Origin of the sequence: Streptomyces caelestis, from assembly GCF_014205255.1 — a bacterium.
Taxonomy (GTDB): domain Bacteria; phylum Actinomycetota; class Actinomycetes; order Streptomycetales; family Streptomycetaceae; genus Streptomyces; species Streptomyces caelestis.
In genome coordinates this window covers 5,782,426-5,799,003 of record NZ_JACHNE010000001.1, presented here as the reverse complement: position 1 = coordinate 5,799,003, position 16,578 = coordinate 5,782,426, and the positions used below count along the sequence as shown (strand labels likewise).

General features: G+C 70.1%; 15 protein-coding genes and 2 tRNA genes. 7 read left to right on the top strand and 10 right to left on the bottom strand.

Annotation, left to right across the window (positions count from 1 at the left end; genetic code table 11):
* Positions 1 to 58 precede the first annotated feature (58 nt).
* From aroA to HDA41_RS26660, 3 genes are all read left to right on the top strand, one after another.
* On the top strand, positions 59 to 1,375 hold the full coding sequence (gene aroA / locus HDA41_RS26670; RefSeq protein ID WP_184987906.1) for a 3-phosphoshikimate 1-carboxyvinyltransferase: 1,317 nt from the start codon (positions 59 to 61) through the stop codon (positions 1,373 to 1,375).
* Between the two features lie 17 nt (positions 1,376 to 1,392).
* Positions 1,393 to 2,403, top strand: a complete 1,011-nt coding sequence (gene rsgA, locus HDA41_RS26665) for a ribosome small subunit-dependent GTPase A (protein WP_184987904.1) — start codon at positions 1,393 to 1,395, stop codon at positions 2,401 to 2,403.
* A gap of 172 nt (positions 2,404 to 2,575) precedes the next feature.
* Positions 2,576 to 2,899 carry a DMT family transporter gene (locus tag HDA41_RS26660; protein WP_184987901.1) on the top strand — a complete coding sequence of 108 codons (324 nt, stop codon included), beginning with the start codon at positions 2,576 to 2,578 and terminating at the stop codon, positions 2,897 to 2,899.
* A 7-nt stretch (positions 2,900 to 2,906) separates the two neighbouring features.
* On the opposite strand, the gene HDA41_RS26655 is transcribed toward HDA41_RS26660, so the two are convergent.
* Positions 2,907 to 3,512 carry a TetR/AcrR family transcriptional regulator gene (locus tag HDA41_RS26655; protein ID WP_184987899.1) on the bottom strand — a complete coding sequence of 202 codons (606 nt, stop codon included), beginning with the start codon at positions 3,510 to 3,512 and terminating at the stop codon, positions 2,907 to 2,909.
* Positions 3,513 to 3,807: 295 nt separating this feature from the next.
* Here HDA41_RS26655 and hisN point away from each other — a divergent pair, with 295 nt between their 5' ends.
* Positions 3,808 to 4,608, top strand: coding sequence for a histidinol-phosphatase (gene hisN / locus HDA41_RS26650; protein WP_184987897.1), 801 nt, complete (start codon positions 3,808 to 3,810; stop codon positions 4,606 to 4,608).
* 132 nt (positions 4,609 to 4,740) lie between these two features.
* Positions 4,741 to 5,133, top strand: coding sequence for a CBS domain-containing protein (locus tag HDA41_RS26645; protein ID WP_184987895.1), 393 nt, complete (start codon positions 4,741 to 4,743; stop codon positions 5,131 to 5,133).
* A gap of 70 nt (positions 5,134 to 5,203) precedes the next feature.
* Here HDA41_RS26645 and HDA41_RS26640 read toward each other — a convergent pair whose 3' ends face one another.
* Positions 5,204 to 6,655 (bottom strand): catalase, encoded by a 1,452-nt coding sequence (locus HDA41_RS26640; protein ID WP_184987893.1) that lies wholly within the window; start codon positions 6,653 to 6,655, stop codon positions 5,204 to 5,206.
* Between the two features lie 143 nt (positions 6,656 to 6,798).
* Here HDA41_RS26640 and HDA41_RS26635 point away from each other — a divergent pair, with 143 nt between their 5' ends.
* The gene (locus HDA41_RS26635) at positions 6,799 to 7,215 is read left to right on the top strand and encodes a Fur family transcriptional regulator (protein WP_184987891.1); all 417 of its coding nucleotides are present in this window, start codon (positions 6,799 to 6,801) and stop codon (positions 7,213 to 7,215) included.
* 125 nt (positions 7,216 to 7,340) lie between these two features.
* On the opposite strand, the gene HDA41_RS26630 is transcribed toward HDA41_RS26635, so the two are convergent.
* The 4 genes from HDA41_RS26630 to HDA41_RS26615 all read right to left on the bottom strand — a co-directional run bounded on the left by HDA41_RS26630 (position 7,341) and on the right by HDA41_RS26615 (position 12,652).
* Positions 7,341 to 7,414 (bottom strand) — tRNA-Met (locus HDA41_RS26630).
* A 107-nt stretch (positions 7,415 to 7,521) separates the two neighbouring features.
* Positions 7,522 to 9,345 carry a tetratricopeptide repeat protein gene (locus HDA41_RS26625; RefSeq protein ID WP_184987889.1) on the bottom strand — a complete coding sequence of 608 codons (1,824 nt, stop codon included), beginning with the start codon at positions 9,343 to 9,345 and terminating at the stop codon, positions 7,522 to 7,524.
* Positions 9,346 to 9,579: 234 nt separating this feature from the next.
* Positions 9,580 to 9,653, bottom strand: a tRNA-Met gene (locus tag HDA41_RS26620).
* 56 nt (positions 9,654 to 9,709) lie between these two features.
* Positions 9,710 to 12,652, bottom strand: a complete 2,943-nt coding sequence (locus HDA41_RS26615) for a UPF0182 family membrane protein (RefSeq protein ID WP_184993757.1) — start codon at positions 12,650 to 12,652, stop codon at positions 9,710 to 9,712.
* A gap of 163 nt (positions 12,653 to 12,815) precedes the next feature.
* On the opposite strand from HDA41_RS26615, the gene HDA41_RS26610 reads away from it, so the two are divergent.
* A complete protein-coding gene (locus HDA41_RS26610; RefSeq protein ID WP_184987886.1) occupies positions 12,816 to 13,358 on the top strand; it encodes a PPA1309 family protein in 543 nt (180 codons plus the stop codon).
* Between the two features lie 25 nt (positions 13,359 to 13,383).
* Here HDA41_RS26610 and HDA41_RS26605 read toward each other — a convergent pair whose 3' ends face one another.
* From HDA41_RS26605 to HDA41_RS26590, 4 genes are all read right to left on the bottom strand, one after another.
* Positions 13,384 to 14,475, bottom strand: a complete 1,092-nt coding sequence (locus HDA41_RS26605; protein WP_184987884.1) for a YlbL family protein — start codon at positions 14,473 to 14,475, stop codon at positions 13,384 to 13,386.
* 102 nt (positions 14,476 to 14,577) lie between these two features.
* On the bottom strand, positions 14,578 to 14,796 hold the full coding sequence (locus HDA41_RS26600; RefSeq protein WP_184994191.1) for a hypothetical protein: 219 nt from the start codon (positions 14,794 to 14,796) through the stop codon (positions 14,578 to 14,580).
* 61 nt (positions 14,797 to 14,857) lie between these two features.
* Complete coding sequence (locus HDA41_RS26595; protein ID WP_184987882.1) at positions 14,858 to 15,319, bottom strand: molybdenum cofactor biosynthesis protein MoaE; 462 nt, start codon at positions 15,317 to 15,319, stop codon at positions 14,858 to 14,860.
* Positions 15,320 to 15,436: 117 nt separating this feature from the next.
* Positions 15,437 to 16,558, bottom strand: a complete 1,122-nt coding sequence (locus tag HDA41_RS26590; protein ID WP_184987880.1) for an SDR family oxidoreductase — start codon at positions 16,556 to 16,558, stop codon at positions 15,437 to 15,439.
* Between the last annotated feature and the right edge of the window lie 20 nt (positions 16,559 to 16,578).

The window sequence follows — 16,578 nt, the reverse complement described above, 5'->3', positions numbered from 1 at the left end:
CCGGCGGTGCCCCACCCGAAGAACGCCCTGCCGTACTGCCTCCTTATAAAGTGAAGCCATGGCCCCGAACACCGCAGACACCGCCCTCTGGCCCGCCCCGCACGCGAGCGGAGCCGTCGACGCGACGGTCCACGTGCCCGGGTCCAAGTCGGTCACCAACCGCGCCCTGGTCCTCGCCTCCCTCGCCTCCGAACCGGGCTGGCTGCGCCGCCCCCTGCGCTCGCGCGACACGCTGCTGATGGCCGGCGCGCTGCGCGCCATGGGCATCGAGATCGAGGAAGGGGTCGGCCCGGACGGCACCGGCGAGGCCTGGCGTGTGATCCCCACGGGCCTGCGCGGCCCGGCCACGGTCGACGTCGGCAACGCCGGCACGGTGATGCGGTTCCTGCCGCCGGTCGCCGCGCTCGCCGACGGTCCGGTCCGCTTCGACGGTGATCCCCGCTCGTACGAGCGTCCCCTGAACGGAGTCATCGACGCGCTGCGTCAGCTCGGCGCCCGGATCGATGACGACGGCCGTGGCGCGCTGCCGCTGACCGTGCACGGCAGCGGCGCCCTGGACGGCGGCCCCGTCGCGATCGACGCGTCCTCCTCGTCGCAGTTCGTGAGCGCCCTGCTGCTGTCCGGCCCGCGCTTCAACCAGGGCGTCGAGGTCCGCCACACCGGCGCCACGCTGCCCTCCATGCCGCACATCCGCATGACCGTCGACATGCTGCGCGCGGTCGGCGCCCAGGTGGACACGCCCGAGTCGGGCGGCGAGCCCAACGTCTGGCGGGTCACGCCGGGTGCCCTGCTCGGGCGCGACCTGACCATCGAGCCGGACCTGTCCAACGCCCAGCCGTTCCTGGCGGCCGCGCTCGTCACCGGCGGCCGGGTCGTCATCCCGGACTGGCCGGCCCGCACCACCCAGCCCGGTGACCGGCTGCGCGAGATCTTCACCGAGATGGGCGGCTCCTGCGAACTGACCGAGTACGGGCTCGTGTTCACCGGCTCCGGCTCGATCCACGGCATCGACGTCGACCTGAGCGAGGTCGGCGAGCTGACGCCGGGCGTCGCGGCGGTCGCGGCCCTCGCGGACTCCCCGTCGACCCTGCGCGGTGTGGCCCATCTGCGGCTGCACGAGACGGACCGCCTGGCCGCGCTGACCAAGGAGATCAACGAACTCGGCGGTGACGTCACGGAGACCGCCGACGGTCTGCACGTCCGCCCGCGCCGGCTGCACGGCGGGATCTTCCACACGTACGACGACCACCGCATGGCCACGGCCGGGGCGATCATCGGCCTCGCCGTCGAGGGCGTGCAGATCGAGAACGTGGCGACGACGGCCAAGACGCTGCCCGACTTCCCCGACCTGTGGACCGGGATGCTCGGGGCGTAGGACACGGGGATCAGGTCATGCGCCGCTACGGCAAGCACACCGACGAGGACGACATCCGCACCCGTCCCGGCCGCCGGAACACCCGGCCCCGGACGAACATCCGGCCCAAGCACGAGGACGCCGCCGAGGGCCTCGTCCTCACCGTCGACCGGGGCCGCCTGACCTGCCTCGTCGAGGACCGTGTGGTCATGGCGATGAAGGCCCGCGAGCTGGGCCGCAAGGCGGCCGTGGTCGGAGACCGGGTGGCCCTCGTGGGCGACCTGTCGGGCAAGAAGGACTCGCTCGCGAGGATCGTCCGCATCGCGGAGCGCACGTCCGTGCTCCGCCGCACCGCGGACGACGACGACCCGTACGAGCGCGTGGTCGTCGCCAACGCCGACCAGCTGGCGGTCGTCACCGCCCTGGCCGACCCCGAACCCCGCCCGCGGCTGATCGACCGCTGTCTGGTCGCGGCCTACGCCGGCGGCCTGGACCCGCTGCTGGTCCTGACCAAGTCGGACCTCGCCCCGCCCGACAAGCTGCTGGAGCTCTACGGCCACCTCGACATCCCCTACGTCGTCACCAGCCGCGAGGAACTCCAGAACGGCACCGCCGTCGCCCGCGTACGCGAGCAGCTCGACGGCAAGATCACCGCGTTCGTCGGCCACTCCGGTGTCGGCAAGACGACCCTGGTGAACGCGCTGGTGCCGCAGGAGCAGCGGCGTACGACCGGGCATGTGAACGCGGTGACGGGCCGTGGCCGGCACACCACCACCTCGGCGCTGGCGCTGCCGCTGGCGGACAGCGACGGCTGGATGATCGACACGCCGGGCATTCGGTCCTTCGGCCTGCACCACGTGGACCCGTCCCGGGTCATCCACGCCTTTCCCGACCTGGAGCCGGGCACCGAGGGCTGCCCACGCGCGTGCAGCCATGACGAGCCCGACTGCGCGCTGGACGCGTGGGTGGCCGAGGGGCACGCGGATCCGGCGCGGCTGTACTCGCTGCGGCGGATGCTGGCCACGCGGGAGCGGAAGGAAGGCGACTGAGGAAGCGGCTGAGGAAGGCGGCTGACCTCCGCGTTGTTTGTCATGGCGTGCGGACGGTAAGTGCATAATCGCACCAAGCCGGATGCAAGACCGACCAGAAGCTGACGAATCTGGCGTACTTGCTCGAACTGACTAAGCGGTCGCTGAACGTGGGATACGGGAGGAACGACTCATGGCGTGGCTGCTGGTCATAGTGGCGGGGTTGCTGGAGACCGGCTTCGCCGTGTGTCTGAAGCTGTCGCACGGTTTCACGCGGCTCTGGCCGACGATCGCGTTCTGCGTCTTCGCCATCGGCAGCTTCGGTCTGCTGACCCTGGCGCTGAAGAAGCTCGACGTGGGTCCCGCCTACGCCGTGTGGACCGGCATCGGCGCGGCCGGCACGGCGATCTACGGCATGGTGTTCCTGGGCGACCTGGTGTCGACGCTGAAGATCGTGTCGATCAGTCTCGTCATCATCGGTGTGATCGGGCTGCAGTTGTCGGGTTCGGCGCACTGACGTCCTGTCAGCCGGCCTGGCGCTGAAGGGCGCTGCGGATCAGGCCGGCGACGCCGCCCTCGCCGGGTGGCGCGGCCACGCAGGACAGGGCGAGCCGGACGGCGAGTTCGCAGGAGCGGGCCAGGTCGGCGGTGTCGGATCCGGGGGTGCCGGGACCTGCCAGGGCGGTGACGGCGCGGTCGCGGACGAGGGCGACGAGGTCGCCGGGCGAGGGCAGTGGGCCGTCGGCGCGGCGCTGGGCCGGTACGGCGGAGGTGGAGGGCACGGCCGACAGGGCCGGGGACGGCAGCCGTTCGCTCCAGCAGCCGGTGAGCATGGCACGGACGAGGGCGTTCTCGCCGGCCGCCGCGGTGGTCCACTCGGCGGTGGCGGTGAGCCGGTCCCGCGGGTCGCTGTGCGCGGTGAGCGCGTGGTCGACACCGGCGAGATATCCGTCGGCTTCTCTCCTCACGAGCGCCCGGGCGAGGCCGTCCTTGCTGCCGAACTCGTTGTACAGCGTCTGCCGGGACACTCCTGCCGCCGCGGCCACGTCCACCATCCGTACGGCGGACCACGGCCGACGCGTCAGCGCCGTGAAAGCGGCGTCCAGTAGAGATTCCCGCGCTGCAGGCATTTCGCCTCCCCTTGGGGCGAGCGGCTCTGCGCCCAGATTTGACGCGCACGAAACCACTGTCAAGGGTTCACGAGCGCACGCGGGGGCGCCTTTGAGCCGACCTCCGCGGGTGCCTCCGGCGGTTTTGGCCGTGGCTCCCGCTCGCGGGTCCTGGGTCCGGGCCGCGCGCGGCCGCGGGTGCGTGTCCGCTGAGCTACGGGCAGTCGTGCCGCTGGGGCGACAGGAGTCCAACACCCCCACCCGACCCCCAAGCCCCCTGTAGCCCCAGCCCCACCTCGGCAGATAGGTTCGTTACATGCCCGACTACCTCGACGACCTGCGTCTCGCCCACGTCCTCGCCGACGCCGCCGACGCCGCGACGACGGACCGGTTCAAGGCCCTCGACCTCAAGGTCGAGACCAAACCGGACATGACCCCGGTGAGCGAAGCGGACAAGGCCGCCGAAGAACTCGTCCGCGGCCAACTCGCCCGCGCCCGCCCCAGGGACGCGATCCTCGGCGAGGAGTACGGCGTCGAGGGCACCGGCCCCCGCCGCTGGGTGATCGACCCGATCGACGGCACCAAGAACTACGTACGCGGCGTCCCCGTCTGGGCCACCCTCATCTCCCTGATGGAAGCCGGCGAGGGCGGCTTCCAGCCCGTCGTCGGCGTCGTCTCCGCCCCCGCCCTCGGCCGCCGTTGGTGGGCCGCGAAGGGCTACGGCGCGTTCTCCGGCCGCAGCCTCACGAAGGCGACCCGTCTCCAGGTCTCCCGCGTCGGAAAACTCGCCGACGCCTCCTTCGCGTACTCCTCGCTCAGCGGCTGGGAGGAGCAGGGCCGCCTGGACGGCTTCCTGGACCTCACCCGCGAGGTGTGGCGCACGCGCGCGTACGGCGACTTCTGGCCGTACATGATGGTCGCCGAGGGCGCCGTCGACATGTGCGCCGAGCCGGAGCTGTCGCTCTGGGACATGGCCGCCAACGCGATCATCGTCACCGAGGCCGGCGGCACCTTCACCGGACTCGACTCCCGACCGGGCCCGCACAGCGGCAACGCGGCCGCGTCGAACGGTCTGCTGCACGACGAATTGCTGGGGTATCTCAACCAGCGCTACTGAGGGCGCGTCCTCTGATACGAGCGCGCCCCCTTGTTGGCCCTCCCTATGCCTGCCACCCTGAGAGTCCGCCCGCTTGTGAACTTGTGAAAAGATGAACAAACGGCGGGACACTCCCAGGAGGTGGCTCGATCCATGCTCGTCCGTGACGCCATGAGCACCGTCGTCCTCACCATCGGCCCGACCCACACTCTCCGCCAGGCCGCCGCGCTGATGGCCGCCCGCAAGGTCGGTGCGGCCATCGTCCACGACCCCGACGCCGGCGGCATCGGCATCCTCACCGAACGCGACATCCTCATCTCCGTGGGACAGGGCCAGGACCCTGACACGGAACGCGTCCACGACCACACCACCACCGACGTCGTGTTCGCCGCTCCGGCCTGGACCCTGGAGGAGGCGGCCGCCGCCATGGCGCACGGCGGTTTCCGTCACCTCATCGTGCTCGAGGACGACGAGCCCGCCGGTGTCGTCTCGGTCCGCGACATCATCAGCTGCTGGGCACCGACGCGTCAGCAGGTGCCCGCCTGACAGCGCAAACGGCCCGGGCCCCCCGAAGGGGCCCGGGCCGTCCCTGCCACGAGCGGTCCAGTGCTGGAGTTCAGCCGCGCAGGGCCTGGACCGCGGCCTCAAGCCGTTTGCCGTAGTCTCCGTCGGCCCGACGGAAGTTGTCGATCGCCCGCTCGACGATGTCGTCCAGCGAGACCCTGGCGATGAAGCCCGCCAGGTTGGCGATCAGCCGTTCCTTCTCGTCCTCGCTCATCAGCCGGTAGAGGTTGCCCGCCTGCACGAAGTCGTCGCCCTCGGCATGGACAGGGGCCGGATGGCTGCCCGTCACGCCGCTCACGGCCGTGGCGGACCACAGCGGACGGTCCGTCTGGAACGGGCCGCCGAAGCTGTTCGGCTCGTAGTTCTTCGCGCCCTTGTGGCGGCCGTCGTAGAGGTGACCGTCACGGGAGTTGGTGCGCGCCACGGTGGCGTGCGGGCGGTTCACCGGCAGGTGGTCGGCGTTGATGCCGACGCGGTAGCGGTGGGCGTCGCCGTACGCGAAGAGGCGGCCCTGGAGCATCTTGTCCGGGGACGGGCCGATGCCCGGCACGAAGTGCGCGGGGCTGAAGATCGACTGCTCGACCTCGGCGAAGATGTTCTCCGGGTTGCGGTTGAGCTCCAGCTTGCCGATCTCGATCGGCGGGTGGTCGGCGTGCGGCCAGACCTTGGTCAGGTCGAACGGGTTGAAGCGGTACGTCGCCGCGTCCGCCTCCGGCATGATCTGCACCTGTACGGTCCAGGACGGGAACTCACCGCGCTCGATGGCCTCGCGCAGATCGCGCTGGTGGCTGTCCGGGTCCTCGCCGGCCAGCCTGTCGGCCTCGGCCTGGGTGAGGTTCCTGATCCCCTGGTCGGTCTTGAAGTGGTACTTGACCCAGAAGACCTCGCCGGCCTCGTTCTGCCACTGGAAGGTGTGCGAGCCGAAGCCGTCCATGTGGCGGTACGAGGCGGGGATGCCGCGGTCACCGAACAGCCAGGTCACCTGGTGCGCGGACTCGGGCGACAGGCTCCAGAAGTCCCAGACGTTGTCCGCCTCCGTCGAGCCGGTGTACGGGTCGCGCTTCTGGGTGTGGATGAAGTCCGGGAACTTGATGGCGTCCTTGATGAAGAACACCGGAGTGTTGTTGCCGACGAGGTCGTAGTTGCCCTGCTCGGTGTAGAACTTCAGCGCGAAGCCGCGCGGGTCACGGACCGCGTCCGCCGCCCCCAGGTTGCCGGCCACGGTCGAGAAGCGCAGGAAGACCTCGGTCTGCTTGCCGATCTCGGAGAGGAACGCGGCGCGGGTGTACGGGGTGACGTCGGCGGTCACCGTGAAGGTGCCGTAGGCCCCGGCGCCACGGGCGTGCACGACGCGCTCCGGGATGCGCTCGCGGTTGAAGTGGGCGAGCTTCTCCAGCAGGAGCTGGTCCTGGACGAGCACCGGGCCGCCCACACCCGCGGTCTCGCTGTTCTGGTTGTCGGCGACCGGAGCACCGGCCTCCGTCGTGAGCGGTCCCTGCGTCATCTGTGCTTCCTGGGCCGTCCTGACCGTTCCTGTTCCTCGGCCAAAGTCATTCTCGATCCTACAATAGATATTGTCTAAGAAAAGCAAGGCTCTAACTTCACACCTGTTCGCGACCTGGTCCCTCTTGCTGTTAGGCTGTGGCTATGAGTGACCTTCTGGAACGGCTGCGCGGACGCGGATGGCGGATGACCGCGCAGCGGCGCGTCGTGGCCGAGGTCCTCGACGGCGAACACGTCCACCTGACGGCCGACGAGGTCCACGCCCGGGCCGTCACCAAGCTGCCCGAGATCTCCCGGGCGACCGTCTACAACACGCTCGGCGAGCTCGTGTCGCTGGGCGAGGTGCTCGAGGTCTCCACCGACCAGCGCGCCAAGCGGTACGACCCGAACGCCCACCAGCCGCACCACCACCTGGTCTGCGCCCAGTGCGGCGCGATCCGTGACGTGCACCCGGTGGGGAACCCACTGAAGGACCTCCCCGACTCCGAGCGCTTCGGCTTCACGGTCTCGGACGTCGAGGTGACGTACCGCGGCGTCTGCCCGAACTGCGCGGCCGCCTAGTCTGCACACGCGAAAGCCCCGGCACCGATGGGTGCCGGGGCTTCTCGCACGAGGAAGCGGTACGACACCGCCTGTAGACACACCGAGGGCCGGAACCCTTCCGGATTCCGGCCCTCGGCCTTCAGTAGCGGGGACAGGATTTGAACCTGCGACCTCTGGGTTATGAGCCCAGCGAGCTACCGAGCTGCTCCACCCCGCGTCGTTGAATGCAACGTTACGTCAACGCGGAGGACGGATGCAAATCGCTTACCCGGCACCCACCCGACCGCGGTATCGACGCAGAGCACCTCGCAGCCCAGGGCAGCGTCAGGCCGACAGCTCCTGCCGCAACGCATCCCGCAACCGAGCAGCCCGTTCCGCCACAGAGGCCGGCCCCAGCGCCACCGCCCGGTCGGCCCACCGCTGCCCCTCCGCCAGCTCCCCCCGACGCGCGTAGACGAGGGCCAGCCGCAACGCCGCCCGCCCATGCCCGGCGTCAGCCGCCCGAGTCCACCACGCCGCCGCCTCGGGCTCACTCCCCTCCCGCGCCAGCAGCAGCCCGAGATTGAACGCCCCGTTGCGGGACCCGGCCTCGGCCGCCTCCCGGTACCACCGCCCCGCCTCGACGACGTCCCCCCGGGCCGCCGCGAGCATGCCCACCCGTACCTGCGCCCGCCGGTGCCCCTGCGAAGCGGCTCTCTCGTACCACTCCTCGCACTCGCTCCGCCGGTGCACCGGCTCCCCGAGCTCGTGCGCGGGCTCGGGCGGCCGGCGCGCGTCGAGCACGGTCGCGAGCCGGTACGCGGCCTCGGCGCTCCCACCCCCGGCCGCACACCGCAGGTGCCGCTCGGCCTCCTGTTCGTCGCCGTCCCGCAGCCGGGCCATGCCGACCTGGAGCGCCGCCTCGGTGTGCCCGGCGGCAGCGGCCCGCTCGTACCAGCGCAGCGCGGCCCGCTCCTCCCCTCGGCCGGCGTGCAGGATGCCCAGGTTGAAGGCGGCGTCCACACTCCCGGCCTCCGCGGCCTTGGAGAACCACGGCTCCGCGCCCGTCTCGTCGCCGCCCCGCAGCAGCAGGATCGCCAGCGCGTTCGCGGCCTCCCGGTGCCCGGCGTAGGCCGCGCGCCGGTACCACTGCTCGGCCTGCGCGGTGCGCCCTTGCTCGGCGCAGAGCAGCCCGAGGTTGTACGCGCCGTTCACGTCGCCCGCGTCCATCGCGGCCCGGTACCAGCGCTCGGCGGTCTGGGTCTCACCCCGCTCGGCGTGCAGCGCGCCCAGCGCGTTCGCCGCGTTGCCGTCGCCGTTCTGGGCGGCCCGCAGCCACCACACGGCGGCGTTCTCGGTGTCGCCCGCGTCGCGCAGCAGGAAGCCGAGCGCGCAGGCGGCCCGCGCTTCGCCGTCCTTGGCGGACGTCAGGTACCAGCGTCCGGCCTCCTTGAGCTCGCCGCGCTTCTCCAGGATCGTCCCGAGGTGCAGCGCGGCCCGCCGGTGGCCGCGCGCGGCGGCCTGCCGGTACCACTGCTCGGCCTCGTCCAGCACCTGGACACCGTTGTCACCGTCGGCCTCCCGCGCCGCCTTCCGGTCCAGCGCCCGGGCCAGGCGGTACGCCGCCTCCCGGTGCCCGCGCTCGGCCGCCACCCGCATCCACTTCTCGGCCCCGGCGTCGCCGCGGTGCTCCAGCAGGTCGGCGAGGGCGTACGCGCCCAGGGTGTGTCCCTGTTCCGCGGACTGGCGCAGCCAGTACTCGGCGGCGGGTTCGTCGCCGCGCTCGCGGTGGTGCCGCCCGAGGGCGTGCGCGGCCGCCGCGGATCCGGCGACGGCGGCGATCCGCCACCAGCCGGCGGCCTCGTCGGCGTAGCCCCGCTGGTGGAGCAGGACTCCCAGGTTGTTGGCCGCGGCCCGGTCGCCCGCGGCGGTGGCGGCACGCAGATGGGGTTCGGCACCGTCGAGATCACCACGGCGCAGCAGCATGGCCCCGAGGACACTCATCGCCTCGACGTCGCCGGCCTCCGCGGCGAGCCGCTGACGCAGCTCCTCGGCCGCCTCGTCGGCGATCTCCCCGGTCTCGTCCGGGGTGTCGGTGTCCTCCCGGCTGGAAGGCTGCACAAAACGCCCTGTCTCGAACAGAGTTGCCTTGTCCCCCATAACGTCCATCGTCGCACCACCTGCAACCTGGGTACACCTGGTATACCGCAGCCAGTGAGGTCACTACAGCGTTTTGTCGACATGCCCACAGAGAGACAAGTCAAACACAGATCGCCCAACTCCCCCCGGCGGCGCGGCCGCTGCCCGCACCAGCACATGCGTTCACACATCACGAAGGCCCGGATTCCTTTGTGGAATCCGGGCCTTCGCGGTCGCTCCGTCACTCGGACTTCGCGATTTCAGTAGCGGGGACAGGATTTGAACCTGCGACCTCTGGGTTATGAGCCCAGCGAGCTACCGAGCTGCTCCACCCCGCGCCGTTGTGTTCACAACTGTATCACGGCGCGGAGTGGGCGTTTGACCAGGCCAGGCCCTAACTGCTCGGCTTCGGGCTCGGACTGCCGCTGGGGCTGGGGCTGGCACTGGGCTTGCTCTCGCCGCCCCCGGCACCCCCGCGGCCGGCCTGGGCCTGCGCGTCCTCGGCCCGCTGCAGAGCCTCTTCGAGGTCCTTCTGCGCCCGGCCGTACGCCTCCCAGTCGTTCTCCTTCAGGGCCTCCTGACCCGCGTCGAACGCCTTCTGGGCATCCTCCAGGGCCTGTTGGACCGTCGGGTTGTCGGACGTCGGCGGTGGCGTCGTGGTGTCGCCCTCGTCCGGTGGCTTCGGGGCCTGCCCCTCCGCTCCGAAGATCTTGTTGAGGGCCTCGTCGAGTGTGTTCTCGAAGGCGGTCTGGCCTCCGTAGGTGACCAGCACCTTCCGCAGCAGCGGGTACTTCAGTCCACCACCGCGTACGTAGACCGGCTCCACGTAGAGCAGTCCGCCGTCGAGCGGCACCGTCAGCAGGTTGCCGTACTCGACTTCGGAGTCGCCGCCTCTCAGGAGCCTGATGGACTCGGCGATCTCCTCTTGGGAGTTGAACTGGCTCTGGACCTGCTTGGGTCCGTTGACCGTCGTGTTCGTCGGCAGTTTCAGGATTCTGATCCTGCCGTAGTCACTGGTGCCCGCCTCGGCGTCGACCGCCATGAACGCGCTGAGGTTGTCCCGGCCGTTGGGCGTGAAGGTCGTCGTCAGCGAGAACGACTGGGCCTGCTGGTCGGGCATCTTCATGCTCAGGTAGTACGGCGGCACCGCGTTGCCCGACCGGTTCGTCGGGTCGTCCGGCACCTGCCACACCTCGCTGCCGCTGAGGAACGTCGTCGCGTCCCTCACGTGGTAGCGCGTGAGCAGCTCCCGCTGGACCTTGAACAGGTCCTGCGGGTAGCGCAGGTGGTCCATCAGGTCCTTGGAGATCTCGCCCTTGGGCTCCACCGTGTCCGGGAAGGCCTTCATCCAGGTCTTCAGGACCGGGTCCTTGGTGTCCCACTGGTAGAGCTTGACCTCGCCGGTGTACGCGTCGACGGTCGCCTTCACCGAGTTGCGGATGTAGTTGACCTGGTTCTGCTGGGCCACCACCGCGCGGTTGTCGTTGGCGGCGGTCAGCGAGTCCGCCGTGGTGTCACCGAGGGTCGTACGCGAGGAGTACGGGTATCCGTTCGTCGTCGTGTACGCGTCGACGATCCACTGGATGCGGCCGTTCACCACCGCCGGATAGGCGTCGCCGTCGATGGTCAGCCAGGGGGCGACGGCCTCGACGCGCTCCTTGGGCGTGCGGTTGTACAGGATCCGCGAACCGTCGCCGATGGCGCCGGAGTACAGGATCTGCGGTTCGCCGAACGCCACCGCGTACGCGGCCCGGTTGACCGGGTTGGAGAGGTTGACCCCGCTGTCGCCCTTGTAGCTGGTGGTCTTCTCGCCGTTGTCGTCGGAGTAGTCGATCTCCTTCTGGGGACCGCCGACGATCGAGTACGTGTCGGTCTTCTCGCCGTAGTAGATCCGCTGCTCGTACGTGCCGAGGTCGCCCTCGGAGGGCAGATCGGACTCCGTGAAGTTCGGCCGGCCCTGGGCGTCGGCGCTGGTGCCCTGGGCGGCGACCACTCCGAACCCGTGGGTGTAACGGAAGTGGTTGTTGATCCAGTTCTTCTTCGGGATGCCCGCCAGGTTCAGCTCACGCAGGCCGATGACCGTGTCCTGCTCCTTGCCGTCCTTGGCGTAGCGGTCGACGTCCAGGTTGTTCGGGAACGCGTAGTAGTTCCTGATCTGCTGGAGCTGCTGGAACGTCGGCGAGACGATGTTCGGGTCCATGATCCGGATGCTCGCCGTGGAGCCGACGTCGTCGCGGAGCGTGGTCTTGTCCTCGGTCTTGCTCGTGCCCGAGTAGTCGGTGACCTTGGTGCCGTCGATGCCGTAGGCCTTGCGCGTCGCCTCGAGGTTCTTCTCGACGTACGGCGCTTCCTTGGCCTGCTCGTTCGGCTGGACCTGGAACTTCTGCACGATCGCCGGGTACAGGCCGCCGATGAGGATCGCGGAGAGCACCATCAGACCGAAGCCGATCACGGGCAGCTGCCAGGTGCGCCGCCAGATGGTGGCGAAGAACAGCAGCGCGCAGATGACGGCGATGCAGAACAGGATCGTCTTGGCCGGCAGGTAGGCGTTGGCGTCGACGTACCTCAGGCCCGTCCAGTTGTCGGTCGCCCTGAAGTCGCTGGACTTGACCGCGAGTCCGTACCGGTCGAGCCAGTACGCGACCGCCTTGAGGGCCACGAAGATGCCGATGAGCACCGACAGGTGCCCGGTGGCCGCCGCCGTGGCGCGGGCGCCGGGGCTGGTGACGCGCAGGCCGCCGTACAGGTAGTGCGTGAGCGCGGCGGCGATCACGGACAGGATCGCGGCGGCGAAGCCGAAGCCGAGCAGGAACCGGTACCAGGGCAGGTCGAAGGCGTAGAAGGCGACGTCCAGCTTGAACTGGGGGTCCTTCTGGCCGAAGGGCACGCCGTTGATCCACATCAGCCAGGTCCGCCACTGGCCGGACGCGGAGGCGCCGGCGATCAGGCCCACCAGGGCCGTGATCCCGAGCAGCAGCCACTTCTTGTAGGGCGCGATGCTCATCCGGTAGCGGTCGAGGTTCTGCTGTTCCATGGACATGGCGCTCAGCGGCGGCCGCAGCCGGTGGGCCAGCCAGATGTTGAAGCCGACCGCGAGGGCCATGAGCAGACCGAAGACGAAGAAGAGCCCGATCTTGGTCCACAGGGTGGTGGTGAAGACCGACGAGTAGTTCACCGACCGGTACCAGAGCCAGTCCGTCCAAAAGCCCGCGAACATGGTGAACACCATGCCGAGGACGGCCAGGACGCCCAGTGTCATGAGCAGGGTCCGGACACGCCGGGACGGGCGGCCCACTCTGATCCGCGGCCCCGAAGGGCCTCCGCCGCGGTCCGGCATCTGGAAAGCCAAGGTGCGCACCTCGAAGTTCGCTGTTGATTCGTCAGGCCCGCGTCTTCACGGACCGTCTGTGGCCCCCGTGATCGTGGGCCCCCACCTATGCAACTTACTCACCGTTTACTCGGTTCCCGATTCCGGTCAGGAACGAGGCAGGATTGTGACCATGTCCAACACTCCCATGGCGGCGAGCCCGCTCACCCGGGCCGTGCTCGAGATCGACGAGTACGTCTCCGGCCTCGGCTGGGACCAGCCCGCCCGCCTCTTCGCACTCGTCGACACCGCCCGCCTCCGGGCCGAACAACCCTCGCTCGCGGACCGGCTCGGTCTGGGCGACGAGTCGGAGAGCTCCGGCCTCACCCCGATCGAGCAGGACGAAGTTCCAACAGGCAAGCCGCTCGACGAGTTCCTCGCCACCATCGCCTGGCCCGACGCGGTGGTCGGCTGTGCCCTCGCCGTGGAGCGCCTGATGCTGCCGCCGTCCGCGGAGGCCCAGGTTCCGCAGGGCCTGGACGAGGCCGCCCTGACGAAGTGGGTGGCGGACCACCCGGACCGCCAGGAGGTCCGTATGACGGTCGCGGTCCTGCGGGACGGCGCCCGTGAGTCGGCCCTGCGCCTGCGCGAGAAGGACTCCCCGACGGAGGTCCTCACCGGCTCCGACCTGGTGCCCGGCCTGGCGGAGGCACTGGCGGCGACGTTCGAGGAGTAGCCGGGCGGCTGCCCGGCCCGGGCGGCTACTTACCGCACTTCGGCAGATCGGCGGTGTCGCCGCTGCGCAGGTCCTTGAGAGCGCCGAGGGCGTCGTCGATGGTCTTCACCTTGATGAGGGTGAGGCCCTCGGGGGTGTCCTTGGCGGCGGCCTCGCAGTTGTCCGCGGGCGTCAGGAAGTACTGCGCGCCCTTGGCCCGCGCACCCACGGTCTTCATCTCGATGCCGCCGATCGGACCGACCTTGCCCTCGTCGTCGATCGTCCCCGTGCCGGCCACGAACTTGCCCCCGGTGAGGCTGCCCGGCGTGAGCTTGTCATAGATGCCGAGCGCGAACATCAGACCGGCGCTCGGCCCGCCGACGTCGGCCAGCTTGATGTCGATGGTGAACGGGAACGTGTGGTCGGTCCCCGCGGAGATCCCCACGATGGCCCGCTTCTCGCCGGTGTCGTCCGAGGTCGTCGTGGTGATGGTGACGTCCTGCGTCTTCGTCGGCGTCCGCTTCTCCTTCTCAGCGGCGGCCTGCTCCTTGGCCGGCACGATCGTGAAGCGGACGTCCTGGCCCGGCTTGTGCTTCGTGACGAGCTTCGCGACGTCGGCCGGTTCCTTCACCGCCGTACCGTCGACGGCCTTGATCACGTCCCCGGCGTGCAGCTCGCCCTCGGCCGGGGATCCCTTGACGACCGTCGAGACGATGACCCACGACCTCACCGGAACGTCGAGTTCCTTCAGCGCGGCGACCTTGGCGCTCTCCTGGGACTGGCTGAACTCCTCGGCGTTCTCCTGCGTGGACTGCTCCTCGGTCTTGCCGTCCGGGTAGAGCGTCTCGTGCGGCACCACCTTGTTGTCATGCGCGAGCCAGCCGTAGACGGCCTCGACCAGGTTCATCCGGTAGTCGGCGCTGGTGACCCGGACCGTCGTCATGTTCAGATGGCCACTGGCGGCATACGTCTTGCGCCCCGAGATCTGGAGCACCGGCTCGCCGCCGTGATCGCCCAGCGTGTTCACCGTCGGCCCCGGGGACATCTCCGAATACGGCACGGGGATGAACACTCCCGCGCACAGGAGCGCGATCAGCATCAGGGTGGAGGCGAGCATCGTCGCAGTGCGGCGTGGCATGACTCGACAGTACGGGACGGTCCTGTCAGCGCACCGTCAGGGCCGCCCGTCCGGGGCGGCCCTGTGGGTTCAAACGCCTGTGACCTGCTGTTTCCCTGGCCGTCAGCTACCCGGCCGGGGCTTCTCCATGGCCTCGCGGAAGCGGGTGTAACCGATGAGTTCCGGGCCGTCGCCACGGACCTTGCGAGTCCGGTTGGCCCAACTGCCCCAGAGGCCCGCGCCGATCGCAGCCACAAGCGGAATCAGCAACCAGGCGAGCGCCGCCATGCCGACCTCCAACCCCTTGAGTGTCCGCAACTGACTGATCAGCAGATTAACCATCCGCAGTGACAACGCTCACGCCGGGGGTCCGGTTACGCAACCGGAAGGCAGCGTCCCGGATTCAGCAGGCGCCCACCCACTCTTCAGTGCCGTCGGAGAACTTCTGGTGCTTCCAGATGGGCACTTCGTGCTTGAGGTCGTCGATCAGCTTCCGGCAGGCCTCGAAGGCCTCCCCCCTGTGCGGACACGAGACGGCGACGACCACGGCGAGGTCACCGACCCTGAGGTCCCCCACCCGGTGCACGGCCGCCAGCGCCCGCACCGGGAACTCCGCGACGACTTTCTCGGCGATCCGCCTCATCTCGGCCTCGGCACTGGGGTGGCAGGAATACCCCAGCTCCGCCACGTCGGCACCCCCGTCGTGGTTCCGCACGGTGCCCACGAACAGCGCCGTGCCGCCGGCCGCGTCGTCTCCGACGGCCCGGAACACCTCGTCCACGGAAAGGGCCGTGTCCCGGATCCCGATCAGCCTGATCGGATCCTGCGCGGCCTGCTCACCCGGGTGATCGTTCGTGGATGCCATGCCTCCATCGTGCCGTACGCGACCGACGGCACGGAATAGAGCTATCGACCGGCACGCGCGCGTGGGCGTTGGACTCTCCTACGACAGGCCCCGGCGAGGCCGGGCCGGCCGGGCGGGTCAGATGCGCCGCCGGGCCTTCCGGGCCCGTCGCACCACCGCGGCCGCACCCAGCAGCGCCACCGTCGCACCCGCGGCACCCGCGGCCGTCGCGTCCTTGCGGCCCAGTCGCCGGCCGGCCACCGTGTGCCGGCCGGAGACCTCCTCCAGGAGTTCCGCCAGCACCTCCTCGTTGGTGTACTGCGGCCGCCACCCGGCGTCGTGCAGCCGGCTGCCGCTCACCACCCAGGGGTACATCGTGTACGCCAGGTCCCCGGCCGGAGACGGCGTGAGCCCGATGCGGTGCAGCCGCGCCGCCGCCCCCAGCGCGACCGCCGACGGCAGCTCCATCCGCCGGATGCCGCTGAGCTCCTCGACCTCCTCCTGCTCCAGCCAGCCGTCGCACCCGACGGTCAGTTCCCCGTCGACCTTCTCCAGGACGGCGTACTCCAGCGCGCTGCACAGGTCCTCGACGTGGCAGAACTGCCACGCGGGCCGGGACCCGGCGACGACCAGCAGCCGAGGAGACTCGAAGTACCTGGTCAGCGCCGTGTCCGTGCCTCCCACCAGGATGGCCGGCCGTACCACGGTGACGTTGAGCCCCGGGTGCGCACGCGGCGCCCGCCGCGCCAGCCGCTCGATCTCCAGCAGGTCACCGACGCCCGTCGCCTCCGCCGTGGCCCGCAACTCGGCGTCCTCGGAGAGCGGCAGCTCGTTGTCCGGCAGCGCCCCGTAGACCATGGCCGAGGTGCACAGCACGACCCGGTGCACTCCGGCCGCCGCGGCCGCCGTCAGGACGGTCTGCGTCCCCCGGACGTTGTAGGCCGTTCGAGCGGCGGCGTCGGTCTCCAGGTCGAGGTCCAGCGCCAGGTGCACCACCACGTCGGCGCCCCGCAGCTTCTCGGCGATGGCCGGATCCCGTACATCCAGGATGTGCCACTGCGCGGCGGCGCACTCGCCACGCCGTTCGTCGATGGCGACGACCTGTTTGACCTCGTCCGACGCGGCGAGCCGCTCGGTGAGCAGGGCGCCGACGCCGTACGCGGCACCGGTGACCGCGACGACGGGTCCGCGTGCCGGGGGACTCGCGGAACTGGTTGACTGGTTTCGCGCTGCGCGAACCTGCGGATCTGGGGAACTCACCGGGCGTCTCCAGCGGTTGT